Consider the following 25,724-nt stretch of genomic DNA (forward strand, 5'->3'; position numbering starts at 1 on the left):
AGAACCTCGGGGGACGCCTCTCGCAGAAAACCGCCAGGGCCATCCCTCCGTTGAAAACGACTATATAGTAATACTATTTAACCAACAACACTTCCAAACAGCCGAAATTGCGCTTATGTTACGCCGTAGCTCGAACAATATAGTCATACAATAAGAGAATCGATCATGTCTGATAAGAAACCCACCCTGCGCTCCGCCCAATGGTTTGGCACCGCCGACAAGAACGGCTTCATGTACCGCAGCTGGATGAAGAATCAGGGCATCGCCGACCATCAGTTCCACGGCAAGCCGATCATCGGCATCTGCAACACCTGGTCGGAACTGACCCCGTGCAACGCGCATTTCCGGCAGATCGCCGAGCACGTCAAACGCGGGGTGATCGAAGCCGGCGGTTTTCCAGTGGAATTCCCGGTGTTCTCCAATGGCGAATCGAACCTGCGCCCCACCGCCATGCTCACCCGCAACCTGGCGAGCATGGACGTCGAGGAAGCGATTCGCGGTAACCCGATTGATGGCGTGGTGCTGCTCACCGGCTGCGACAAAACCACCCCGGCGTTGCTGATGGGCGCGGCCAGTTGCGACGTACCGGCGATCGTCGTCACCGGTGGGCCGATGCTCAACGGCAAGCACAAAGGCCAGGACATCGGCTCGGGCACGGTGGTTTGGCAGCTCAGTGAACAGGTCAAGGCTGGCACCATCACCATCGATGATTTCCTTGCGGCCGAGGGCGGCATGTCGCGCTCGGCCGGTACCTGCAACACCATGGGCACGGCCTCGACCATGGCCTGCATGGCCGAAGCACTCGGCACTTCCCTGCCCCATAACGCGGCGATTCCGGCGGTCGATGCGCGCCGTTATGTGTTGGCGCACATGTCAGGCATGCGCGCAGTGGAAATGGTGCGTGAAGATTTGAAACTGTCGAAGATCCTCACCAAGGAAGCCTTCGAAAATGCCATCCGGGTGAACGCCGCCATCGGCGGTTCGACCAACGCGGTGATCCATTTGAAAGCCATCGCCGGGCGCATTGGTGTCGAACTGGACCTGGATGACTGGACCCGCATCGGTCGCGGCATGCCGACCATTGTCGATCTGCAACCCTCCGGGCGCTTCCTGATGGAAGAGTTCTACTACGCCGGTGGCTTGCCCGCGGTGCTGCGTCGCCTCGGCGAAGCCAACCTGATTCCCAATCCGAACGCCCTCACCGTCAACGGCAAAACCATCGGCGAAAACACCAAGGACGCACCGATTTACGGCCAGGACGAAGTGATCCGCACCCTCGACAACCCGATCCGCGCTGACGGCGGCATCTGCGTGTTGCGCGGCAACCTGGCGCCATTGGGCGCGGTGCTGAAACCGTCCGCCGCCAGCGCAGAATTGATGCAACATCGCGGGCGTGCAGTGGTGTTCGAGAACTTCGACATGTACAAGGCGCGGATCAACGATCCGGAACTGGATGTAGATGCCAATTCAATTCTGGTGATGAAAAACTGCGGTCCGAAGGGTTACCCGGGCATGGCCGAAGTCGGCAACATGGGGTTGCCGGCCAAGCTGTTGGCCCAGGGCGTGACCGACATGGTGCGCATCTCCGATGCACGCATGAGCGGCACGGCGTATGGCACTGTTGTTCTGCACGTTGCTCCGGAAGCGGCGGCCGGCGGACCATTGGCGACAGTGAAGGAAGGTGACTGGATCGAGCTTGATTGCGCCAACGGGCGTTTGCACCTGGATATTCCCGACGCCGAACTGGCCGCACGCATGGCCGACCTGCAACCACCGCAACAGTTGCTGGTGGGCGGTTATCGCCAGTTGTACATCGATCATGTACTGCAGGCGGATCAGGGTTGCGACTTCGACTTCCTGGTTGGTTGCCGAGGGGCCGAGGTGCCGCGCCACTCCCACTGACCCTTCCGCCGATCATTCCCACGCTCCGCGTGGGAATGCCTCAAGGGACGCTCCGCGTCCCAGCGCGGAAAATGACGCGGAGCGTCACGGGCTGCATTCCCACGCAGAGCGTGGGAACGATCAATCTCGCGCTAGCGACCATCACTCGCCGCGCCTGCTATCATGCGCGGCACCCCATCGCACAGGATCGCGCCGTTCCCCATGGATTACCGCAAACCCTCCGACCGCAAAAGCATGCACTCGCGCATCGTCCAGGAACTGGGCATGCAGATCGTTTCGGGACGGTTCAAACCGGACGACAAACTGCCCGCCGAAGCCCTGTTGTGCGAGGAATACGCGGTCAGCCGGCCGGTCCTGCGCGAAGCCACCCGGGTGCTGGTCGCCAAGGGCCTGGTGTATTCCCGCCCGCGAGTCGGCACGGTGGTCAAGCAGCGCAAGGAATGGCACATGCTCGACCCGGACGTGCTGCACTGGCTGATGCAAAGCAGCCCGCAAAATGAATTCTTTGATCTGCTGACCAGCGTGCGCAGCATCATCGAACCGGCCGCTGCCGCGTTGGCCGCACAGTTCGCCACCGACGAAGACATCGCCTCCATCAGTGAAGCCTACCAACGCATGGAAGCGGCGCCGACCCCGGAAGCGTTGTTGCAACCGGACCTGGACTTCCACAGCCGCATCGCCGACGCAACCCACAACGACTTGCTGGCGAACCTGTGCAACATGCTGTCGGTGGCGATTGCCGAAGCCTTGAAGCATTCCAACCAACGGCCGAACCTGCATGAATTGGCGCTGCCTCGGCATAAGGCGATTCTGACGGCGATCGAAAACCGTGATGCGCTGGGTGCACGGCATGCGACGTTGGTGCAACTGGACGATGCGCGTAATGCGCTGAATGTGGTGCTCGGCACCGATCCCTCATAACCACCACAATTCCCCTGGCTCATTGCCGCCACGTAGTCATCACTTAGATCATCGAATTGCCGGATGTGCGGTATCCCGTTACCTCACATCCATTGCGGCTTCGCCTTACTTTGCGTAACTCAACCCATGCAAAGGATTGCATCATGCCGATACCTGCATCCCCCCCCGCCACGGCGGATTTTACCAACATCATCGCGCACGCCGTCAGTGCCCGCTTCAGCTCCCGCCCCACCCTGCGCTCGGAAACCGCTCGCCTGCTCAAGGACGGCGTACTGGAAAAATACCCGCAACTGGACTTTGACCCTGAGCGAACCAAAATCGCGCAGCCGATTCCCAACGGGGCCTGGCGCCTCACGTTGCTGCTGGATTTGGTACTGGATTATCTGGCCAGCGGCACACCTGTCGATTTCAGCGAGCGGTTCGGTCGTGCCTGCTTTCTGACCAACCGCGCGCCCGCGCGACTGACTGTCGGCAAAACCACATCACGCCTGCCTGATTTCCAGGTGATTGCGGGGGTCATCCTTGATCTGCCCGACTTGCTGCACATCGGGTTTCAGGATTCGCTGACCCTTTACTGGAATGAGAAGGACGAGAGCGGCGTCAGCCGCTGGCAATGGCTGGGAAACTTGCTGGCCGGTGTCCTGCAGACAGCCGCGACCCGCCTGTCGAAAAGCAACCCGGTGCAGGCCGGGATTCTCGCGGAACTGGCCAGCCACCCGGACAACCAGCAGCGTCTCCAGCAACCCTGGTCAAAAGGCCCCATACAAGCCTGCACCCTGCAAACCACCCTGACCAAAGGTGACGTTTCCATTACGCTGCAGGCCTCCGAGCTCCTGGTGACTTGTGGTGAAACCCATTTGTTGTGCAGCGTGACCGGCAAAATCGAGCCCTTCTCTTCCCTGGAAGCTTTCGGCCTGGCCTGGGGCGCACGGTTTCAGCAGGCATACAAGGCCGATGTCATCACCTGGAAGCGGTTTGAACCGGACGGCAACATCTTTGACATTCAGGCTGCCCTGCCCCTGAACCGACAACTGGAAGATCTGGCTGCGCTCAAATTGCCCGCCAGCCAGGGCCTGGGCGAGTTGGCGAAACACGTTGACGCGATCACCGACGTCGCCACGCTGTTTATCGACAGCCAACCGGACGATGCGGTTTTTCAACCGATACAGGCATCGATTCCCAGGTGGTTGCAAGCGGCGACACCCACTGACCGCATGGCCTATCGCAAGCACGTCCTGGCAATGGCCAGCGTCAAGCAACAGACCCAGGGGCGCACCTTCAGCGATGGCATCGACGACCTTCGTATGTTTGCCCGAAAAGCCCTGCACAAGCAGATGCAAGATGATTATCCGTTGGCGCCCGGCTACAACTCCGACGAGCTGGAACTGACCTTTCATGTCCCCGTCGGTGACCTCGGCAGCGGCTACATCGAAACCGTCAAAATGACCCTGACCGAGCTGGCGATCAAAAATCTCGCCGCAAAACCCAGGGGCCGCATGACTGTCCGTCACACGGGAGATCAACTGATTCAGGAGTGGACTACCGACGCCTACCTGTTGGACCTGGTGAGCCGGGTCAATGTCGGCAAGCACTATCCCGAACTGATCGAAACCTTGCTGCTCGGCAACACCGACGACGCACGGGAGCGGGAACGATTGTTCGCGCTGGAACTGTCGGTTCATCTTCCCCTGCTGGCCCTCGAGCATTCGATCAAGGGTGAGCACGGGTTCACTCATCTGGGGTATCGCTATGTCGATGCGTTGATGAATCGCACCGCCGCCGAACGGGTCGTCGATGGACAGGCCGTGGTCATCCGGCCTCTGGCGTTCCAACGCAAGGACGGCGCCGCCTGTGATGTGGCCGCCAATATGTTCATCATCGAGCCTAAAGACTTGCAGGCCACTGGCCCACATATCCTGTATCGCCCGTTGTACAGCCCGTCACTGCAGCAATACGCCGCACGCAGCGACTTGCTCAAAGCGGTCGCGCAACAGGGCGCACTGCAAACCAGCGTGCTGACCTGGCTCCCGGACCGCGCACGTCCGGTTTACGACAACAACGGTTTCAATGAACCGCATATCAACCACTTTCACATCGGCGACGAGTTCTCGCCACCCGACAAGCCAAAACCGGCGATTCTGGCAGGCGACGAAGCTGCGGCCCAGTGGCTCAGTGCAGTGGAGGAAGGTCGATTGACGGCCAGCCTGTTCGCCAGCAACGCCCGGGCGCTGGCCGATCTGGCTGACAGGCAGTCAGTGTCCAATGCCGAAAGCCGTTGGGCGATTATCCTTGAGGGTGGCTGGCTGGTCTTTAACAACCTGGTACTGCCACTGTTGCGCGGCCCGGCAATGCTGGTGGGCTGGATGCTGCAAATCACCCATAGCCTGATCAACGACCTGCCCGCACTGGACAGTGATGACCCGACTGCCCGGAATCTGGCCTGGGTCGATGTGCTCTTGAACATCGGCCTGCTCCTTTTGCATGTCGCGCGAACTCAAGGTGAACGGCCTGCACTGGCGCCAGAGCGCATGGGCGAAGACAGTCCGGCAACCCTCGATCCGCTGCGCCGTCTGTTGCCACTGGACTTGCTGAATCCCGAGACAACCATCACCCAAGAAACACCCGGACTGCCCTCCGAACCGCCGGGCAGTGGCAATACGTTGCTGGATTTCAACCTGTCGACCGCTCGGGACTCGACCTCGGCGCGGCTGTTCAACAGGCTGCTGGCGGTCAAGGTTGCATGGCCGGCGTCCCTGCCAGAGCCTGTTGCGACCGGTCCTTTCAAAGGTTTGTACCGGATCGACAATAAATGGCACGCCACGATCGCCGGCCTGCTGTTTCGCGTGAGTGTCGTGCCCGGTTTCGGCGAGGCCTACCTGGTGCATCCCGAGCACCCCGACCATCCGGGAATCAAGCTCAAAACCGATGGGTACGGCCGATGGACGCTGGATCAAGGGCTGAAACTGCTCGGGGGAGGACGTAACGCCAGGCGGAATGCCCTGCGCGAGAGCAAACAGCAACGCATCAGCCTGCTGGAACTGAACCACCAGGAATTTTTACAGCAACAGACGCAGGTGCAAAAACGCGTTGATATCGCGGAAAAGCTGATGGAACTGAAAAGAAACGACCCCGCCAGCAGCGAACAGGATCGCGCCACTTTTCGCCAACGGTTCGTGGACGAGCTGGATAAACAGAGCGCAACCTACGTCACGGCGCTTGCCGAAATCCGCGAAAAAAGCGCTCTGAGCAAATCGGATCCCGATCCAAACCTGCAGCGCAGCCTGCTGGTGAATCTCATCAACAACGCGCGCAAACGTGTTGTCATCGCTGACCGGGAACGGGAAGCCACCAATCGCACCTACGCGGACTTGACCAGCGGTATCGAACACTTGCGCGAAGAAATCAAGGACAAGGGTAGCGTCGTGCTGGATCGATATTTCGAATTCATGCGCAGGACCTCCGAAGTCAACGAAACCATGATCAGGTTCTACGAAGAATCAGAGAGCCGACTTGCGGAGCTTAAACCCTTGTCTCGCTTGGGCTTGGAGGACTGGAAACGGTTGACCGACAATCGCTCCGAGAATGAATTGACCGCCTTGCGAGTCAAGTCCTACCAACTGGGCATCTTGCGGATTCTCAGCCTGAAGGAACTGGGGAGCGACACCATGGCCCCACTCGAACGCGCACTCGATCCCCTGATGTTGCTGTCTCGCTCCCATTCCGAACTGCAAACGTCTCGCACGTATAACAGCAGCGATCGGATCGCCGTTCTGGACAACCTGGTCGATCACTACCGCAAAGCACTGGACGGGCTTGAAAGTATCGGCATCTTCAATGCCGAAGAATTACAGCCAGCGGCCTTCAATCGTCTGCGAGAGATCATCGGTGAACTGCGCCTCGATGCCGAGCGACGTCTGGCCGACGACCTTCAAAACCTCCCGCAACCTTCGGTCTCCGAGCCCGCTCCGTCTTCACCCGGAACCAGCAAGCCCCCGATCCAGCGCCCCTCTTCATGGGCCAGTCGCAAGCGGGTCATCAAAACCGCCAAGGGCACTCTGATCGGCGATATTCGCCCCCGCGTGGCTAACCAGGGCGGAGACATTGTTGATATCAACGGTCCACTCGAAGATGCGCCACTGGCTTCTTTCCATGAACATGAGCCGAATGTCTGGGTAGAAATGGTCGAGGTCAGGCAGCCCGCGCCCAAGGCCTCCGCGCACTCCTACGCACAGCTCAAAGGGGATGCCCGCAAGGCCATCGCCAATGTCGACAAGCAGGTAAGGAAAATCGAGGGTTACGCGCAACGCGCAAGCTCACCCAAGGAAATTGAAGAGCAATTGCAACGCGAAGCACAAAAGCTGACCGGGTATGCCGAGGGCCTGGAACACCATGAGGCACCCTCGCCAAACCGGGAACAAGATGCCTCGTTAATCCGCGATTTACGCGATCACGCGCGAGCCCTCGACAGTAAGGCATCGGAACTGCGCATCCGCATGACACTGGCCCAGCCCCCCAGCAGTGAGGGTGTGGAGTTTCTGTTACGGTGCAAGGAGGTTTACCCACGCATGATTGGCAATCGCGTACAACTGAAAACCGGACGTAAAGACTTCATGCAGGAGTACGCCCTGTTGAACAAAGACGATCAACCCTGGGGGTATGCGCATTTTCACTATGAGCGCTTCGATGATGCCAAGACGCAATATACCCAGGCCCATCTGAAAACCAGGGAACAACGCTTCGAAACCTACGAATCGGCAATGGCCAAGGCTACAGATCCGAAACAGAAAATCGATATCCACCGCGGGATCATCAGCAAGGAACTGGCCAACAGTGCATTCCTGACGCTACAACCACGCTGAGTGATTCGGTCCCCCATAAAAAAGCCGCAACCTGAGTTGCGGCTTTTTGGGTCAGGCTGACGCCTAGTGAGCAAACAGCGAGTTGCCCTTCTGCCCCGCCAGTTTTTCCGGCTTGATCAGGAACCGCGCCAGTGCCGGCAACAACCACAGTGCGCCGAACATGTTCCAGAGCAGCATGAAGGTCAGCATCAGGCCCATGTCGGCCTGGAACTTGATGGCCGAGAAGATCCAGGTGCACACGCCGATCGCCAGGCACAGACCGGTGAACAGCACCGCTTTACCGGTGGACTTCAGCGTCTGGTAGTACGCCTCTTGCAGTGGCAGACCGGCACGCAGGAAGCTTTCCAGACGGCTGTAGATGTAGATTCCGTAGTCCACGCCAATCCCCACCCCGAGCGCCACCACCGGCAAGGTCGCCACTTTCACACCGATCCCCATGAACGCCATCAACGCGTTGCCGAGCACCGAGGTCAGTACCAGCGGCAGCACGATGCACAAGGTCGCCGCCCAGGAACGGAAGGTGATCATGCACATGGTCGCGACGCAGATGTACACCAGAATCAGAATGGTCAGTTCGGAGCGTTTGATCACCTCGTTGGTGGCCGCTTCGATCCCGGCATTACCGGCGGCGAGGATGAATTCCAGGCCTTCCTTGTTGTTCTCCTTGGCGAAGTCCTGCACCGCATGCACCGCGCGGTCCAGGGTTTCGGCCTTGTGATCGTTGAGGAACACCAGCACCGGTGCCAGGGAGCAATTGTTGTTGTACAGGCCATCGGCACGGGCGATGGAGTTGTTCAGCACGTCGGGGTTGCGCGACAGGGTTTCCCATTTCAGGTTGCCCTCGTTCATGCCCTTGATCATCTGCTTGGACACGGTCACCAGCGAGATCGCCGACTGCACGCCCTCGGTGTTCTGCATTTTCCACATCAGCTCGTCGATCGGCGCCATGGCCTCATAACGCGAGCAACCTTCGGACTTGGTCTTGACCATCACCACCAACACGTCGGAACTGGTGGAGTAGTTGTTGATGATGAAGCTGTTGTCCTTGTTGTATCGCGAGTCCGGACGCAGCTCCGGCGCGCCCTGGTCGAGGTCGCCGATCTTCAGGTTCTGGCTGTACCAGAGGCCACCACCGAAAGCGATCAGCGCCAGGGCAATGGAAATCGGGGCGACTTTGGGGCTGGCAAAGTTCGACAGCAGGCGCCAGAACGGATGTTCGCGGTGTGCGTCTTTCTTGCTGCGTTCGACCGCGCGTTTGCTGATCCCGACGTAGGAAATCGCCACCGGCAGCAGGATCAGGTTGGTGAACACGATCACCGCCACGCCGATGGACGCGCCGATCGCCAGCTCACGAATCACGCCAATGTCGATGATCAGCAGCGTGATAAAGCCCACCGCATCCGCGAGGATCGCGATCATCCCCGGCAGAAACAGCTGCCGGAAGGTGCGGCGAGCAGCGGTCAACGCGTTTTCCGCCTCGCTGGACTGCAAGGCGATACCGTTGATTTTCTGCACGCCGTGGGAAATCCCGATGGCGAAGATCAGAAACGGCACCAGCATCGAATACGGATCAAGCCCGAAACCGAAAAAGTGCATCAGGCCTAGCTGCCAGACCACCGCCACCAGCGTCGTGCTCAACACCGCCACGGTGCTGCGCATGCAGTTGGTGAACCAGTACAGCAGGATCAGGGTGATGACGAAGGCGACGCCGAAGAACATCACCACCATGACCAGCCCATCGATCAGGTCGCCGACTTTCTTGGCGAACCCGACAATGTGGATCTTCACGTTGGGGTTCTGGGCTTCGAACTTGTTGCGGATCTTGTCTTCGAGCTCGTGAGAGAACTTGCGATAGTCCAGCGCCAGCAACTTGCCCTGGTCCTGCGGGTCCGGGTAGGACTCCAGCAGCGGGATGTCGACGATGCTCGACTTGAAGTCGTTGGCCACCAGACGGCCGACTTGCCCGGACTTGAGCACGTTGTTGCGCAGCAGGTCGAGGCTTTGCTGGGAGCCGTTATAGCTCTGGGGAATCACTTCACCGCCGGCAAAGCCCTCCTCCGTCACCTCGGTCCAGCGCACACTCGGGCTCCACAACGACTTGAGGCCGGAACGGTCGACGCCGGAAATGTAGAACACCTCGTCGTTGATCTGACGCAGGGTCTCCATGTATTCCTTGGAGAAGATGTCGCCGTCGGTGGCTTCCACCGAGATCCGCACTGTGTTGCCCAGGTTCGCCAGATCGTTGCGGTGCTCCATCATTTTTTCAATGAATGGATGCTCGAGCGGGATCATTTTTTCGAAACTGGTGGACGGCCGGATCAGCGTTGCCTGCCAGAACAGGAAAACACTGACCAGCAGGCAGATGACGATGACTGCCGGGCGATTGTTGAAAATCAGGCGCTCAAGAAACGTCGCCTTGTCCTGATGAGGAGTGCTTAAGGATGTCATAGACCCGCCTTCTTATTATTTGCCCGGCTCATTTGGACGACCCGTTTTTTCCATTCTCTGCACCGGTGGGCGAAGTGACGCGAACGCCACCCTGTCCTGCCAGAATCAGATTACCGTTGCCCGCCGCCGTGACCGCCGAGACGGAGATGCGATCCGGGCGGTTGAACACGCTGAAGGTTTCGCCGTCGTCGGTGCTGCGAATAATGCTGCCGCCGTTGCCGACGATCACGATGGAACCGTCGTCGAGCAACGTGGCGCCGGACAGGCCGAACTCCAGTGAACCCCGTGCAGCCTTGAGTTCGACCTGCTCCCAGGTATTGCCGAAATCCGTGGAACGGTAGAGATTGCCGCGCAACCCATAGGCCAGCAGCGTGGCCGGTTGCGCAGTGCCTATCACACCGAACAGCGAGCCTTCGTAAGGGCCCTCAAGTTTTTCCCAGGTCTGCCCATCATCGGCGGAGCGGAACATGCTGCCCTGCTCGCCGACGATGAAAATGCCGGAATCCTTGACCGCGGCAATGGCGTTGAGGTGGTACTGGTCTTCGTTGTCGAGACGATCGCTGACGTCTTCCCAGTTTTTACCGCCGTCGGTGGTTTCCAGCAAGGCACCGTAAGCGCCCACGGCAAACCCGCTGTTAACGTCCTTGAACCAGACGTCGAGCAGCGGCGATTCGCGTGTCAGGTCTTCGAATTGTTTGGTCCAGGTGATGCCGCCGTCTTCGCTGGCGAGGATCTGCGCGTCATGGCCAACGGCCCAGCCGTGTTTGTCATCGACAAAAAACACCGCCGTCAGCAGTTGCCGGGTCGGCACCTTGGCCTGGGTCCAGGTCGCACCCTGGTCATCGGAATACAGAATGTGCCCACGATCGCCAACCGCCACCAGGCGTTTGCCGGCGTGTACGACATCAAGCATCAGGCCTTTGCTGGCCTTGGCGGACTCAACGGAATAAACCACGTCGGAGGCCGACGCGGCCGCGGCCAGCGCAGGCGCCGACAGCACGGTACAGCCCAACAGCGAGAGCGCTGTAGCCAGCAACGCGAACCTGCGTAACGCCGGCGGGCGGCCAATACTCACACCCATGACAGGCTCACTCATAGACCTTCCCCCACATTATTATTGTTAGGTCGTTCAACCCTTCAGGGCGCCGTAAGGGGTGCTCACCGGGATTGCCCTATTCAGAAGCATAGTCCTGAAACCCGCAATCCAGAGCCCCTTCGGAAGCTGGCTTATCCTATCGGGGTTTGGAAAGGTCTGACAATCGACGCCGCGTTATGTTTTGTTAACTGGAGGGGTATGGGGTGGGGGTGAATGGGGAGGCATTTCGAGGGGTGATACTCAGGAAGATCGTTCCCACGCTCTGCGTGGGAATGCCGCCATGGACGCTCTGCGTCCGCTGTTGAAGCTGTGACGCGGAGCGTCACGGGATGCATTCCCACGCGGAGCGTGGGAACGATCAGGTGAGTAAGGTCAGGCCAGGCTTTTGCTGACCACTTCGTACACGTCGCTGGACAGTTGCCCCGAAGCACGAATCCGCTCCAGTTCACCTTTCATCAACGCCTGACGAGCGTCGTCGTATTTGCGCCACCGAGTCAGCGGCGCCAGTTGGCGAGAAGCGATCTGCGGGTTAAACCCGTTCAGCTCGATCACTAGATCCGCCAGGAAGCGATACCCGGAACCATCGGCCGCGTGGAAGTTGATCAGGTTCTGCCCGGCAAACGCGCCGACCAGTGCCCGCACCTTGTTCGGGTTCTTGATGGTGAACGCCGGGTGTTGCATCAAGGCTTTGACTCGTTCCAGACCGCCCGGCAATGTGCTGCCGGCCTGAACGCTGAACCACTGATCCATGACCAGCGGATTGTCCTTGAAGTGTTCGGCGAAGGTCGCCAACGCCGTGGCTTTCTGTTCTTCAAAGGGGGAATTGACCAACACCGCCAACGCCGTCAGACGCTCGGTCATGTTGTCGCTGGTGTCGAATTGCTCGAGGGTCGCCGCCAAGACTTCCGGCTTGCCGCTGAGCATCAGGTACGACAGCGCTATGTTTTGCAGCGCGCGGCGGGCGAAATGCTCGGCCTCGGCGACATACGGCGTTTTCTTCGAGAGATCGCGATTGGCCTGATAACGCAGCCACAATGCCTCGAACAAACCTTCAGCCAATTGCTTACGGGCAAACTCGCGAGCTGTGTGAATGGCGTCTACATCAGCCACTTCACTGATCTCGGTCAGATACGCCTCGCCTGGCAGCGAAAGCATTTCGGCGACCATGGCCTGATCCAGCGTGTCGTCGGACAGCACGGTACGCAGCGCTGAAACCAAACGCTGATCCAGCACCAGCGCTTCGCCCTTCTGTTGCTGTTCGATCAACTCTTGCAGCACCTGCACCGACAATTGCTGACCGGCATCCCAGCGGTTGAAACCGTCGCTGTCGTGCTGCATCAGGAACATCAGCTGATCGCGGTCGTACGGGAAGCTCAGCTTCACCGGCGCCGAAAAGCCACGCAGCAACGAAGGCAGTGGTTTTTCAGCAATGTCGACGAAGGTGAAGGTCTGCTCGGCTTCGGTCACCGAAATAACCCGCGAGGTGCCTTGAGCACTGGCTTCACCGGCAAGACGCAGGGCAATTTCACCACCCTTGCTGTCCAGCAGGCCCAGTTCCACCGGAATCACGAACGGCAGTTTTTCCACCTTGTCCGGGGTTTCCGGGCAGCTCTGGCGGAAGGTCAGGCTGTAGGTTTTTGCTGTGGCGTCGTAGGACTCGCTCACCACCAAACGTGGGGTCCCGGCCTGGCTGTACCAGCGCTTGAATTGAGTCAGGTCAACGCCGTTGGCGTCTTCCATGGCCTTGATGAAGTCGTCGCAGGTCACGGCCTGGCCGTCATGGCGCTCGAAGTACAGGTCGCTGCCTTTGCGGAAACCGTCGGCACCCAGCAAGGTGTGGATCATGCCGACCACTTCCGAACCCTTTTCGTACACGGTCAGGGTATAGAAGTTGGAAATCTCGATGAAGCTGTCTGGACGCACGGCGTGGGCCATCGGGCCGGCGTCTTCGGCGAACTGGTGGGTGCGCAGATACGCCACGTCCTGGATACGCTTGACCGTCGCCGAGTTCATGTCGGCGGAGAACTCCGAATCGCGGAACACGGTGAAGCCTTCCTTCAGCGACAACTGGAACCAGTCGCGGCAGGTCACGCGGTTGCCCGACCAGTTGTGGAAGTATTCGTGGGCGACGATCGCCTCGACCCGCTGGTGCGCGGCGTCGGTAGCGGTTTCGGCGCGGGCCAGCACGGCGCTGGAGTTGAAGATGTTGAGGCCCTTGTTTTCCATGGCGCCCATGTTGAAGTCGTTGACCGCAACGATCATGAAGATGTCCAGGTCGTACTCGCGACCGTAGACCTCTTCGTCCCAGCGCATGGACTTCTTCAGGCTGTTCATCGCGTGCTGGCACTTGTCGATGTTTTCCGGCTCGACGTAAATGCGCAGCGCCACGGAGCGCTCGGTCATGGTGGTGAAGGTATCTTCGACACACCACAGGTCACCGGCCACCAGCGCAAACAGGTACGCCGGTTTCTTGAACGGGTCTTCCCAGGTCGCCCAGTGCCGGCCGTCTTCGCCCGGACCTGAGGCAATCGGGTTGCCGTTGGACAGCAGCACCGGATAGCTGTGCTGTTCGGCGACCACCGTGGTGGTGAACGTGCTCATCACGTCCGGGCGGTCGAGGTAATAGGTGATCTTGCGGAAACCTTCGGCTTCACACTGGGTGCAGAACATGGTGCCGGATTTGTACAGGCCTTCCAGGGCCGTGTTGGTTTCCGGGTGGATCCTGACGCTGGTGTCGACCGTGAAGCTTGTGTCGGTCGGTTGCAGGGTCAGGTGGTTCTCGGTCAACTGGTAGTCGGCGGCGCTCAGCTCGCGGTCAGCCAATGTCACCGACAGCAGTTCGAGTTGCTGGCCGTCCAGTACCAGCGGCGGCAGGCCCGGGCCACGCTCAGGATTGCGGCGCATCACCAGTTGCGCATGGACCAGGCTGTGGTCCTCGAACAACTCGAAGGTCAGGTGCGTTTCGTCGATCAGGTACTCAGGCGCCTGATAGTCCTTCAGGTAGATCATCTTCGGTTGTTCGGTGCGCATACTGGAATCCTTACTGATGCACGGCGAGCTGGTAGGCCGTGTATTTACGAATATTGATCACGCCGGTGTCGAAAATCAGGTACTGGCCCTTGATCCCCAGCAGCGTGCCTTCGGCAATCGGGTTCTTGTCCAGGTTGAAGCTGACAATCTTGGCCGGGTATTGCTCGACCGGGTAGCGGATCTCGAGCGGTTCGACATCGGTAATGGTCTGGATTGCTTGCAGGCCAAATCGTTCCTGCAAACCTTGCAAACCTTGGGCACAACTTTCAAACAGTTGATCGCGAACCTGCGCCAGGTCCACCGACACCGCATCGCCCTTGAGCAACGCACGCCAATTGGTCTTGTCGGCGACCTGGCTGCGGAACAGGTCTTCGACGAAGCCCGACTGCTGGCGGGTAGCGACGCGCATGATCGGCAAGGCCTGGCTGGCGCCCTGATCGAGCCAACGAGTGGGCAGCTGCGTAGCACGGGTTATGCCGACCTTGATCCCTGACGAATTGGCCAGATAAACCACATGATCGGTCATGCAGAATTTTTCGCCCCACTCAGGCTCACGGCAGGTACCAGCATCGTAGTGGCAACGCTCCGGGCTCATGATGCAAATGTCGCACTGCGCCAGTTTGGTCATGCACGGGTAGCAGTAACCCTGGCTGAAACTGGTTTTGGTCTTGCGTCCACAATGGGTGCAGTGGATCGCCCCAAGGTATTCCAGGCGCACTGTGGTGCCGATCAAGGGATTGACCGGTACCTCGGCGTCGCCCAGACGAAAAGCGTACTGAACGTTCGGCCCGTCAAGGCGCGCCGACATTTTGCTGATTGCACCGCGGCCAATCTCGATCAATGGATGGCATCCGATTTGAACAGAATGTTTGGCACTTCGATCGACTTCGACTCGCATTCCTGCGGGCCCATGTAGCCGGTGCGCTCTTCCTCGGGCAGGTTCTGGATTTCCCAGGCGATCATCGCTTGCAGGGACAGTTCGCGCTGCTCGGCGGTGAGTTTGCCACCGTCGGACCATTTGCCGATTTCCACCGCCAGTTTCAGGCTCTGGTAGATATCCGGGGTGATGTTTTTGATCATTTCGTTAAAAGAGGACATCAAGGGCTCCGCGCTCTTCATTCATAACTGTTTTAGACGGCCAGTTTACGGCGGTTGTACAAACCGCCCAACAAACCGGTGAAGCATCCGATGAGTAACCCGCTGACGTGGGCAGCGTTGGCAATCTGGCCAAAGCCGATCATAGAGACCAGCCCTGACAGGCACACCAGCAACCACACCAGCATCATCACCAACACCCCTCGGGGCAGGCGATACGCCGGGTTCGGCGATAGAACCTGGAAGATCCAGCAATGCCCGAGCAGGCCGTACAGCACGCCGGACAACCCGCCAAACAAGCTCGGGCCGCTGAAAAGGAACTGGACATAGTTGGATACCAGGCTGAACAGCAGCGTCAGGCCGATCAGGTTGATGCTGCCCTGGCGGGACTCGATGCGCCGCCCCAGCTCCCAGTACCACATGCCGTTCATGGCCAGGTGCAGGATGCCGAAGTGGATCAGCATCGGCGTCACCAGACGCCACCATTGCCCCGCCGCCAGGCTGTCGGCCAAGGGTGTGAAATGGATGTATTCGCCGACCACACGGAAATCGAGGAAGGTCAGCCAGCGTATCGTCTCGAGGTTATCGCCGAGCAGCGTCACCATGGCGACGATCAGGGTCAACAGCAGCACCAACGCCGTAGCCTTGCTGTGGCGCAATTGCTCGACGAAGCCCGGACGCTGCAGGGTCTGCGTCATCGGGATATCCAGTTGCTGATCGGGGTCGCCCGCCGGAAAGCGTTCGTACAATGAACGTACGTCTTCGCTGATGTTGGCCGGTACCCACAGCACTTGCTCACCCGCCTCTTCGCTGACCCGATGAGGCACTTGCATGCGCTGCAGCAGTTTGACGAACCCGCTCAAATCCACCGCCAGAGGCAGACGCAATACCGCCACCGCCGTCATCGCAACACCTCCGGCCGCTCGACATCGACCCAGACAAATTTATGCGGGTCGAGACGGGTTTCCTGATCCAGACGATAAGCGACCAGTTTGCCGTAGAGCACCGCGCTGTAATCCAGGCACGCCAGGTTCGGGCGGATCGGCGCCGGTTTGCCGCTGCGCCAGTAGTGGCCGACGAACAACAGCGGCTCATCGACGCCATAGCGCAGCAAGTTGTCTTTTTCGGTGGAGGACAGTGGCGTGCGGGCCACTGGCTCAGGCAAGGCGTCGGGTTGAAACACGATGTCTCCGTAGGTTTGCGGGTCGTCTTCCCAGAACTTGGTGCGGAAAAACGAACGCGTCAGGCCGTCACCGCTGGTCATGGTCAACCCGTGGGGCAAGCGCATGTCGGTGCCGCGCAACAGGCGATCGAACACGGTGCAGGCAAAACTGCCCGGCACCGCGGACGCCTGGAGGAAGTGTTCGTCGATGCAACCGTCGGGGAACAAACCGCGCAACGGTTCGATCAGGCTGGCATCCCAGCAGGCATGTACCACGCGGAAACGCTCGGCATCGACAAACAATGGCAGTTCATAGAACCATTGCAGAAAGTCGTGCCAATCCTGGGGGTGATCTTCGAACTGGGTCAGGGTTTCATGGAGCAGGCGACCGTGGCGTGGCGTATGTTCACGCACGAACTGCTGGCCGCTGCCCGGCAACGCCGGAGTGCTCCAGCCGAGGGCGTTGAATTCATGGTTGCCCATGATGCACAGCGCCTGACCGGCCTCGACCATGTCGTGGACGATGTGCAGCGCCTCGCGAATCCGCGGGCCGCGGTCGATGATGTCGCCGAGGAACACCGCCATGCGCGACGGATGCCGCCAGACACCACCGTGTTTTTGATAACCGAGCCGGTCGAGCAAGTGCTCAAGGGTCAGAGCGCAACCGTGCACGTCACCGATCAGGTCGTAGCTACGCGCGGGATCGAGCATCAGTCGCCTCCACCACCCAACTTGCTGCCCCAGCCGAGCTTGGTCCGGCAGACTTCATAGTAGTTGTGGTCCAGCGGGTGAATCAGCCGCAGCTTCTGCGCTTTTTTGCTGATGGTGATGGTGTCACCGGGCGCGCAGGTGAAGTGATTCTGCCCGTCACAGGAGACTTGCGGGTAAATCTGCATATCTTTGGACACAACGATTTTCAGCTCACTGTTGCCATCGACCACGATCGGTCTACCTGACAAGGTATGGGGGTACATCGGCACAATCACAATAGCGTCGAGCTTGGGATGCATGATCGGGCCGCCCGCCGATAGTGCGTAGGCGGTCGAGCCGGTCGGTGTGGCGACGATCAGGCCGTCGGCCTTCTGGCTGCAGACGAACTGGCCGTCGATGTACAACTCGAACTCGATCATCCGCGTCGATTTGCCAGGGTGCAGCACCACGTCGTTCAGCGCATCGCCCTGGCCAATGGCCTCGGCGTGGCGACGAACTTCGGCTTGCAGCAGGAAGCGGTTTTCCACCAGGTAGTGGCCGTCGAGCACTTCGGCGACTTTGACTTCCAACTCATCGGGGCGAATATCGGTCAGGAACCCCAGGCTGCCCCGGTTGATGCCGAGCACCGGAATATTGTGTCGGGCCAGCGCCCGGGCTGCACCCAGCAGGCTGCCGTCACCACCGACCACAATCACCATGTCACACACTTCACCGAGCATCTTGCGCGACGAAGTTTGCAGGCCATGACCCGGCAGGACTTCGGCGATGGTGTCTTCGAGGATCACGTGCAGGTGACGATCGAGCAGAAACCGTTTCAGTCGGCGGACGGTATCCAGCACCTGAGAACTGCCCAGGCGACCGATGATGCCGATATTACGAAATTGCTCCATGGGGCTCCTATTGGGACGCGGAGGGCCTGCGACGGCGAAAAACACGATTATGGGCGAAAGCGCGGCGTAGACAAAACCCTTTCAGCCACGACGGTGCGCTCGTGTTTCGGGCTATGCTCGCAAGATGATCCTATTTCCAGATTTGCTCCAGTTACCTCACCAGTTGCGCCACCCTGAAGTGCGCGACCTGGCCTGGGTCATCCTCGCGCCGCCGATGCTCAGCGTCACCCCGTGGCCGCAGCGTCACCCACTGGCCGGCAGCGACTGGGTGCAGGCACCGGAGCGCCTGGAACACTGGCTCAGGCAACTGGATCGCGACAGCTACGATTTGCTGCACTGGCTGGCCCAGGCCAGGACCCGGCGGCTGGGTTTGTACTACGAGCGCCTGTGGCAGTACGCCGTGCGGCACGCGCCGGGCATCGAACTGATTGCCGCCAACATGCCGATCCGCCGTGAAGGCCACACTCTGGGTGAACTGGACATGCTGCTGCGTGATCGCGACGGCGTGCATCACCTGGAACTGGCGATCAAGCTCTATCTTGGGCCACAGAATGGTGACGGCCATGACACCGCGCAGTGGCTCGGACCGGGTTGTCATGATCGGCTGGACCGTAAACTGAAGCACCTGAGCCAGCATCAATTACCGATTTCCGCACGGGCGGAAAGCCGTGCAGTGCTGGCGTCGCTGGATATCCAGCAGTTCAGTGCGCATCTGTGGCTGGGCGGCTATCTGCTCTATCCGTGGCCGGGGCAGGCCGAATCACCCAGCGGCGCGCACCCTCGGCATTTGCGCGGTAGCTGGCTGCATCAGAAGGATTGGGCGGACTTTGTCGTGCAGCGCCCATTCGGTCGCTGGCAACCCCTGCCCCGTCATGCCTGGCTGGCGCCGGCACACTATCCCGAGGAGCAGACCTGGAACGCTGAACAGCTGAGTGCATGGCTTAGCGACCTGGACCCGTTGGCACCGGCACAATTGATGGTGCGGCTGACAGAACGTACGAACGGGGATTGGGAAGAAGCCGAGCGGCTGTTTCTGGTGTCCGATCTTTGGCCGAATGTGCCGGGTAATGGTTGAGTTGTAGCAGCTGCCGAGCCTGCGAGGCAACTGCTACAGGTTACAAAGGGATAGTCATTGCTTTTTATGCTGCTCAACCCACAGCGCATACGCATCGATGAACTTCTGCAAGAACGGCCTGACCGACTCGGACAATTTGCCTGCCTCGTCGAACGCTGAACCGGCGCCGCCCAAGTAGGCTTCCGGCTGCTGCATGCACGGCACATTGAGAAACACCATCGACTGTCGAATATTGTGGTTGGCCCCAAATCCACCGACGGCACCTGGTGAAACGCTGATCACCGCACCCGGTTTGCCGTTCCAGGCGCTCTTGCCGTAGGGGCGCGAACCCACGTCGATCGCATTCTTCAATGGCGCCGGTACCGAACGGTTATATTCCGGGGTTACGAACAGCACCGCGTCGGATGAACTCACTTGTTGCCGGAAAGTGCTGTAGGCTGCCGGCGGTGATTCGCCATCGATGTCTTCGTTGTAGAGCGGCAAATCGCCGATTTCGACGATGTTCAGCTTCAGATTGGCAGGCGCCAGCTCGGCCAGCGCCAGCGCAACCTTGCGGTTGATCGACGCTTTTCTCAGGCTGCCGACCAGAACGGCGATCTCGTAGACGTTGCTCATGGAAAATTCTCGACTGTCCGATGGGAAGAGCTTCTAGTTATAGATGATCAGATGACGATTCAACCAGCGGGCGACGGAAAATCGCCGCCCCTGACTATTTTTTTCCTGTAGGAAAACTTACCTCGCCCAACCACGGTCTACAGAACCGCAAATTGAGTGATTTATCTCCAGAGGTTCTAAGCAGATGGCAGCAGTACTCGTCGGTCAGTTCCATGCAAGAGACGCGGAAGGCCGTGTTTATTCCGTGCATGAGTTCCAGGAATCCACCCCGTCGCACGACGGCCTCGCCGGCTCTGCGCCTGTCACCACCTATAAGCTGGCCATTGGCGACCGGCTCAACAAGCTCGACGACAACGAATTTGTGCTGGTGCAATCGGGCATTACCCTGATTCGCGAACCTGAAACGAACGTTGCCTCATAACCCGCTGTTATGAGCAGAAGTCATATGCACGCACTTGAGTTAGGATTCAGTGACTGACTCCCTCACCTGCTGAACATGGACTTCACGCATGCGTTTACGTCATATCGAAGTGATCCAGGCGCTCCTGCAGACCGGTCATCTGGGCACCGCCGCCGAATGGCTGCAACTGCCGGTGGCCGAGATTGAACGCACCCTGCGTGATGCCGAGGATCAGTTGGGTTTCATGCTGTTTGCCAGCGTGCGTGGTCGCCTGCAAGCCACGCGCGAGGCGCGGGAGCTACAGGTCGAGATCGCCCACGTCTATGAAGCCCTTGAGCCGGTCCAGCGACTGGCCAACAGCCTCAAACAATATTTGGCCCCACCCCTTCGAATCATCTGCACCCCGCCTTTGGCGCAACACCTGTTGCCACACAGCATCGCGGCTCTGCGCCGACGCCTCCCCGACGCACCTTGCACCCTCCTGAGCCAGCCGACACGCGAGATTGTCAGAAGCCTGCTGCTGCGTGAAAGCGATCTGGGCCTGAGCCTGCATGACCCGGACCACGCCGACATCCATTGCCAGGTCATCGCCCAAGGCAAGCTCCAGTTGCTGGCGCCCCATGGCTGGCTGCAACCGAAACAGAAGTACATCTCGCTGCAGGACCTGGCCGGCCAGTCGATGGTTGGCCTGGAAGGTCACGATCCGTTAAGCCCGGCGCTGGACAACAAACTGCATGCGCTGCGCCCTGCCCCGGTCATCCAGACCCGGGTCCAGACTCATCAAATGATGCGCAGCATGGTCGAGGCCGGCGAAGGCCTGGCGATCGTCGATCCGTTTACCGCCCTCGGCGCCAAATCGGCCGGGCTCGATGCCTGCCCGCTGGCGCCTGCCGTGCCGATCAACGTCTTTGCCTTGAGCCTCAAGAGCGCCGAGCCCTCACCGGCCGCTCAGGCGTTACTGGACATCATCACGGAACAAGCCGTGGCGATGCTGGCGAGCTGAGCGGGCTTTCCAGCGGATTATCGAACAGGCGATACCAGAACAACGCCACCTCAGCGGTGTTCGGATCGATCCCGCGATAGCGCAGATGATCGATCCCGCCGACCACATAGCCACAGCGCTCATAAAGCCGACAGGCGCCCAGGTTGTTGTTCTGGGTTTCCAGCATGATGCCCGGCAGTTTTTTCTTGCGACTCCAGAACTGCGCCACGTCCAGCAGCGACTTGGCCACGCCATGACGGCGCGCCGGAGCATGCACCGCCAATTCGTCGATATGGGCGAAGCCGTTCCAGTTAGTGCTGACCACCAAATGACCCACCGGCTCGTCATCCAGATAGGCCATGAAAATCGCGCTGTCAGTGGCATCGTGAAAACTGCTGAATTCCTCGGGATCGATGCCATAACACTTGCGATACGGGGTGATTGGCGTCACCGGCCACTGCGCCACCGGCTTACCGATTTGCGCGGCACCATAGGCGGCGACTTCAAAACTGAAATCACTGCCCCAGATATAGGCCGCAAACCCCTCATCGGCGACACGCACCGAGAGGCCTGGGTATTTGGGATTCATGACTGGTTGCATACTCGGAAAGGTCCTCATTCCTTGATGCAATCGACGGTGTAGTGCCGTCCATTGCCCTCGTCTTCGTGTTGCAAGCCATGCACATCGGCGACAAATCCGGGGAAACTACTGTCGAACGTACGGGCAAACTTCAGGTAATCGATGATCGAACGGGTCGACTCGGTGAAACGCTCGCCGGGCATGATCAACGGGATCCCCGGCGGGTATGGCACCAGCATTACCGCTGCGATCCGCCCGTCCAGAGCATCGATCGAAACAGCCTCAACCTCCCCGCGTACCAATTGATCATAGGCGTCCGCCGGCTTCATGGCGACTTCCGGCAGTACGGTGTACATGCGTTTGAGGTGTTTGGCCGTGGCATTGCTGCGATAACAGGCGTGCAATTGATCACACAGATCGCGCAAACCCATGCCTTGATAACGGGCAATATTGTGTTGCGCCACGCACGGCAGACAGCTGGCCAGGCTGACATTGGCGTCGTAACTGCGCTTGAACTCCAGCAACTCGGTCAGCAACGTGCTCCATTTGCCCTTGGTGATGCCCATGGAGAACAGCACCAGGAATGAATACAGCCCGGTCTTTTCCACGACCAGCCCACGTTCCCAAAGGAATTTGCTGACCACCGCCGCCGGAATCCCCCGCGCGCTCAGCGCACCGCCCGCCGTCAAACCCGGCATCACCAGCGTGACCTTGATTGGATCAAGCAGCACGTAGTCGTCGGTCACGCCGCCAAAGCCGTGCCAATCGGCGTCGGGTTGCAGCAACCAGTCTTTGGTGACCACCTGCTCGATACCTTCGGCCGAGGGTGGTTGCCAGATGGAAAACCACCAGTCATCGGCGGCGATATGCTGACGCAGATTAGCCAGGGCCCGGCGAAAACTCAGGGCCTCGTCGAACATTTCCTGCAACAGCGAACGCCCGGCCGGCCCTTCCATCATCGCCGACGCCACGTCCAGCGAGGCGATGATGCTGTACTGCGGCGAAGTCGAGATGTGCATCATGAATGCTTCGTTGAAACGGTCACGATCCAATTGCCTCGCCCCGCCGTCCTGAACGTGAATCATCGACGCCTGACTGAAGGCTGCCAGCAGTTTGTGCGTGGAGTGCGTAGTGAACACCAGCGGACTGTCTTCGCTGCGGGAGGTGCCCATACCGTAACGGCCGGCGAAGAACTCGTGAAACGCCGCGTAGGCGTACCAGGCCTCATCGAAATGCAACACCTCGACGCTGTTGCCCAGGCTCTGCTTGATCAGTTCGGCGTTGTAACACAGGCCGTCGTAAGTCGAGTTGGTCACCACCGCCAACTTGACCTTGGGCTCGCGGCCCTGAGTCAGCGGGCTGGCGTCGATCTTGGCCTGGATCGATTCGCGACTGAATTCACTCAACGGAATCGGGCCGATAATCCCCAGCTCATTGCGCTCCGGGCACAGGTACAGCGGAATCGCGCCGGTCATGATGATCGAGTGCAGCACTGACTTGTGGCAGTTGCGATCCACCAGCACCAGGTCATCGCGGGCCACCATGGAATGCCAGACGATCTTGTTGGCGGTCGAGGTGCCATTGATCACGAAAAAGGTATGATCGGCGCCGAAATTGCGCGCGGCTCTCGCTTCTGCCTCCGCCAGCGGGCCGGTGTGATCCAGCAGCGAACCGAGTTCCGGTACCGACACCGACAAATCCGAACGCAGCGTGTTTTCCCCGAAGAACTGATGAAACGCCTGCCCCACCGGGCTCTTGTGATACGCCACGCCGCCGCCATGGCCGGGGGTGTGCCAGGAATAATTGGAGTCAGCTGTGTGCTGTACCAGCGCCTTGAAGAACGGTGGCAACAGACCGTCCAGATATTTGCGTGCCGCGCGGGCAACCTGACGGGCGAGGAAGGGTACGGTGTCTTCGAACAAATAAAGAATGCCGCGCAGCTGATTGAGCTCGGCCATGGCGTCGGCCGGGGCATTTTCCAGGGTGACCTGCTCGCCCAGGGCGAAGATTGGCAGGTCCGGCGCCCGAACCCTTGCCAGGCGGATCAACTCGGCCATGTTATGTAGAAGATGAGCATTGGTGCTGGCGTCTTCGGCGGCAATCAACATGCAAGAGAGGCCGTGATGAGTCGAGGCGACCAGACGCCCTTCGTTGTAATCGACCGCCGAGACGATGCTGAAGCCTTCCTGCTCCAGTTCCCGGGCGATGCCACGCACACGATCACCGGCAACGGTGTCGGCCTTGATGTCGCGGTGGACGATCAGGACCGGGAATTTCAAATCTTTATACATGGGGCTCGGTGTCCTGAGGCGGCAGACCGTGGCCTGCCAATAACCTCAGGGTAGAGGGTTGAAGCGCATGTGGCGAGGGGGATGCCCTATAGCGGATCAACTGCCGCACTCTATTGTGGCAAAGATCGCGACGCCCCACCTGTAGCAGCTGCCGCAGGCTGCGTTCGAGGGCGAAGCCCTCGCCCTGCGCAATATCAGTAGGACCGTGTGTTGCTTGATTGCGACCGCTGCGCGATCGAACGCAGCCTTCGGCAGCTGCTACATGGAACGCACGCTGAATCAGGCCTGAGCCTTGGCCTCCGCCAATTGCTGCCACAGCGACGGCGCGCCGGCGGATTTGGCGATGGCTTCCAGACGTGCCATGTGTTGAGCCAAATCCTCTTCACTGGCACGAATGATCCGGATCGGCTGACGATCGGCTGGCAGACGACGGATTTCCGTGGCGGAGTTGTCCGCACCTTCACCTGAACCATTGCCATCGGACGCGTTACCGGCCAGCGACAGGCTGGTCTGGCCGCCGGTCATGGTCAGGTAAACGTCGGCGAGAATCTCGGAGTCGAGCAAGGCGCCGTGAAGTTCACGGCCGGAGTTGTCGACGCCATAGCGTTTGCACAAGGCGTCGAGGCTGTTGCGCTGCCCCGGGTGACGTTCCCGGGCCATCATCAGGGTGTCGAGGATCGAGCAGTGTTGCGTGATGTCCGCGCGATCGTGCTGGCCCATCAGGGCGAATTCGTTGTTGATGAAGCCAACGTCGAACGCCGCGTTATGGATGATCAGCTGCGCGCCCTTGATGAACTCGAAGAACTCATCGGCCACTTCAGTGAAACGCGGCTTGCCCACCAGGAATTCGTTAGTGATGCCGTGGACGCCGATGGCGCCTTCGTCACTCTCGCGATCCGGTTGCAGGTAAACGTGGAAATGCCGGCCGGTCAAGCGCCGACCGATCAACTCGACACAACCGATTTCGATAATCCGGTGGCCGTCGGTCACCGGCATGCCGGTGGTTTCGGTATCGAGTACAACGGATCTGGTGGCCATCAGTGCTCAGCTCTCAACGGGTCAATCGTGCAAAAGCGGCGATGTTAACACGCCCGCTGGTGTCTTTCAGATACACCGTGTTGCGGCCAATCGCGAGCAGGCTCGCTCCCACTGATCATTCCCACGCAGAGCATGGAAACGATCAGTGAAGGGTTTAGGCTTGTTTGTACCCACGCACTTCATCAACGCCACGGTTGGCCAGTTGGTCGGCCCGTTCGTTGCCATGATGGCCAATGTGCCCGCGCACCCATTTCCAGGTGACGTTGTGGCGGTTGACCTGCTCATCAAGCAGTTTCCACAGATCGGCGTTTTTCACCGGCTCCTTGGCCGCGGTTTTCCAGCCGCGTTTCTTCCAGTTGGCCATCCACTCGTTGATGCCTTTCATCACGTATTGGGAGTCAGTCACCAGCAGCACGTCGCAGGAGCGCTTGAGTTCTTCCAGGCCACGGATCGCGCCCATCAACTCCATGCGGTTGTTGGTGGTGTTGGCTTCGCCGCCCCAGAGTTCTTTTTCAACGCCCTTGCACACCAGCAACGCCCCCCAGCCGCCCGGGCCGGGGTTGCCCTTACAGGCGCCATCGGTGAAGAGTTCTACGCTATCGCTCATGCCAATCTTTCCAGAAAATGCG

19 protein-coding genes are annotated in these 25,724 nt (G+C 59.6%); 6 read left to right on the top strand and 13 right to left on the bottom strand.

Features of this window, described 5'->3' with window-relative positions:
• The first annotated feature begins 165 nt into the window (after positions 1–165).
• From MMG91_RS01500 to MMG91_RS01510, 3 genes are all read left to right on the top strand, one after another.
• A complete protein-coding gene (locus MMG91_RS01500; protein ID WP_305506504.1) occupies positions 166–1,902 on the top strand; it encodes an IlvD/Edd family dehydratase in 1,737 nt (578 codons plus the stop codon).
• A gap of 201 nt (positions 1,903–2,103) precedes the next feature.
• On the top strand, positions 2,104–2,823 hold the full coding sequence (locus MMG91_RS01505) for a FadR/GntR family transcriptional regulator (RefSeq protein WP_310658509.1): 720 nt from the start codon (positions 2,104–2,106) through the stop codon (positions 2,821–2,823).
• A 143-nt stretch (positions 2,824–2,966) separates the two neighbouring features.
• Positions 2,967–7,682: a dermonecrotic toxin domain-containing protein gene (locus MMG91_RS01510; RefSeq protein WP_310658510.1), complete on the top strand. Its 4,716-nt coding sequence runs from the start codon at positions 2,967–2,969 to the stop codon at positions 7,680–7,682.
• Between the two features lie 63 nt (positions 7,683–7,745).
• Here the strand turns inward: MMG91_RS01510 and MMG91_RS01515 are convergent, their stop codons facing one another.
• The 8 genes from MMG91_RS01515 to MMG91_RS01550 all read right to left on the bottom strand — a co-directional run bounded on the left by MMG91_RS01515 (position 7,746) and on the right by MMG91_RS01550 (position 18,114).
• Positions 7,746–10,130 (bottom strand): RND family transporter, encoded by a 2,385-nt coding sequence (locus MMG91_RS01515; protein ID WP_048394525.1) that lies wholly within the window; start codon positions 10,128–10,130, stop codon positions 7,746–7,748.
• Between the two features lie 28 nt (positions 10,131–10,158).
• On the bottom strand, positions 10,159–11,226 hold the full coding sequence (locus MMG91_RS01520) for a YCF48-related protein (protein WP_310658511.1): 1,068 nt from the start codon (positions 11,224–11,226) through the stop codon (positions 10,159–10,161).
• 372 nt (positions 11,227–11,598) lie between these two features.
• On the bottom strand, positions 11,599–14,256 hold the full coding sequence (gene pepN / locus MMG91_RS01525; RefSeq protein WP_310658512.1) for an aminopeptidase N: 2,658 nt from the start codon (positions 14,254–14,256) through the stop codon (positions 11,599–11,601).
• A 10-nt stretch (positions 14,257–14,266) separates the two neighbouring features.
• Complete coding sequence (locus tag MMG91_RS01530; protein WP_305449485.1) at positions 14,267–15,097, bottom strand: DUF2797 domain-containing protein; 831 nt, start codon at positions 15,095–15,097, stop codon at positions 14,267–14,269.
• Positions 15,094–15,354: a YeaC family protein gene (locus MMG91_RS01535; RefSeq protein ID WP_038984092.1), complete on the bottom strand. Its 261-nt coding sequence runs from the start codon at positions 15,352–15,354 to the stop codon at positions 15,094–15,096. Before MMG91_RS01535 ends, MMG91_RS01530 begins: the two co-directional genes overlap by 4 nt.
• 32 nt (positions 15,355–15,386) lie before the next feature.
• Positions 15,387–16,256, bottom strand: a complete 870-nt coding sequence (locus MMG91_RS01540; RefSeq protein ID WP_310658513.1) for a rhomboid family intramembrane serine protease — start codon at positions 16,254–16,256, stop codon at positions 15,387–15,389.
• Positions 16,253–17,227 (bottom strand): metallophosphoesterase, encoded by a 975-nt coding sequence (locus MMG91_RS01545; protein WP_305449790.1) that lies wholly within the window; start codon positions 17,225–17,227, stop codon positions 16,253–16,255. The genes MMG91_RS01540 and MMG91_RS01545 overlap by 4 nt, the downstream gene beginning before the upstream one ends.
• Complete coding sequence (locus MMG91_RS01550) at positions 17,224–18,114, bottom strand: NAD(+) kinase (protein WP_007906781.1); 891 nt, start codon at positions 18,112–18,114, stop codon at positions 17,224–17,226. The genes MMG91_RS01545 and MMG91_RS01550 overlap by 4 nt, the downstream gene beginning before the upstream one ends.
• Positions 18,115–18,238: 124 nt before the next feature.
• Between MMG91_RS01550 and MMG91_RS01555 the strand changes: the two genes are divergently transcribed.
• The gene (locus tag MMG91_RS01555; RefSeq protein WP_310658514.1) at positions 18,239–19,189 is read left to right on the top strand and encodes a DUF1853 family protein; all 951 of its coding nucleotides are present in this window, start codon (positions 18,239–18,241) and stop codon (positions 19,187–19,189) included.
• 54 nt (positions 19,190–19,243) lie between these two features.
• On the opposite strand, the gene MMG91_RS01560 is transcribed toward MMG91_RS01555, so the two are convergent.
• Positions 19,244–19,804 (bottom strand): NADPH-dependent FMN reductase, encoded by a 561-nt coding sequence (locus tag MMG91_RS01560; protein WP_038984096.1) that lies wholly within the window; start codon positions 19,802–19,804, stop codon positions 19,244–19,246.
• A 184-nt stretch (positions 19,805–19,988) separates the two neighbouring features.
• Between MMG91_RS01560 and MMG91_RS01565 the strand changes: the two genes are divergently transcribed.
• Entirely contained in the window at positions 19,989–20,225 is a 237-nt protein-coding gene (locus MMG91_RS01565) for a hypothetical protein (protein WP_310658515.1), read from the top strand.
• Positions 20,226–20,313: 88 nt separating this feature from the next.
• Positions 20,314–21,207: a LysR family transcriptional regulator gene (locus MMG91_RS01570; protein ID WP_310658516.1), complete on the top strand. Its 894-nt coding sequence runs from the start codon at positions 20,314–20,316 to the stop codon at positions 21,205–21,207.
• On the opposite strand, the gene MMG91_RS01575 is transcribed toward MMG91_RS01570, so the two are convergent.
• The 4 genes from MMG91_RS01575 to rnhA form a co-directional block, all read right to left on the bottom strand.
• Positions 21,173–21,787 carry a GNAT family N-acetyltransferase gene (locus MMG91_RS01575; RefSeq protein WP_310658517.1) on the bottom strand — a complete coding sequence of 205 codons (615 nt, stop codon included), beginning with the start codon at positions 21,785–21,787 and terminating at the stop codon, positions 21,173–21,175. The genes MMG91_RS01570 and MMG91_RS01575 overlap by 35 nt on opposite strands.
• Positions 21,788–21,801: 14 nt before the next feature.
• On the bottom strand, positions 21,802–24,057 hold the full coding sequence (locus MMG91_RS01580; protein ID WP_310658518.1) for an Orn/Lys/Arg decarboxylase N-terminal domain-containing protein: 2,256 nt from the start codon (positions 24,055–24,057) through the stop codon (positions 21,802–21,804).
• Positions 24,058–24,336: 279 nt separating this feature from the next.
• Positions 24,337–25,095: a DNA polymerase III subunit epsilon gene (gene dnaQ / locus MMG91_RS01585; protein ID WP_305449479.1), complete on the bottom strand. Its 759-nt coding sequence runs from the start codon at positions 25,093–25,095 to the stop codon at positions 24,337–24,339.
• Positions 25,096–25,249: 154 nt separating this feature from the next.
• Positions 25,250–25,702, bottom strand: coding sequence for a ribonuclease HI (gene rnhA / locus MMG91_RS01590; protein WP_003180633.1), 453 nt, complete (start codon positions 25,700–25,702; stop codon positions 25,250–25,252).
• Positions 25,703–25,724 lie beyond the last annotated feature (22 nt).

It is taken from the genome of Pseudomonas sp. JL3 (assembly GCF_031570575.1).
Classification (GTDB): domain Bacteria; phylum Pseudomonadota; class Gammaproteobacteria; order Pseudomonadales; family Pseudomonadaceae; genus Aquipseudomonas; species Aquipseudomonas cucumis.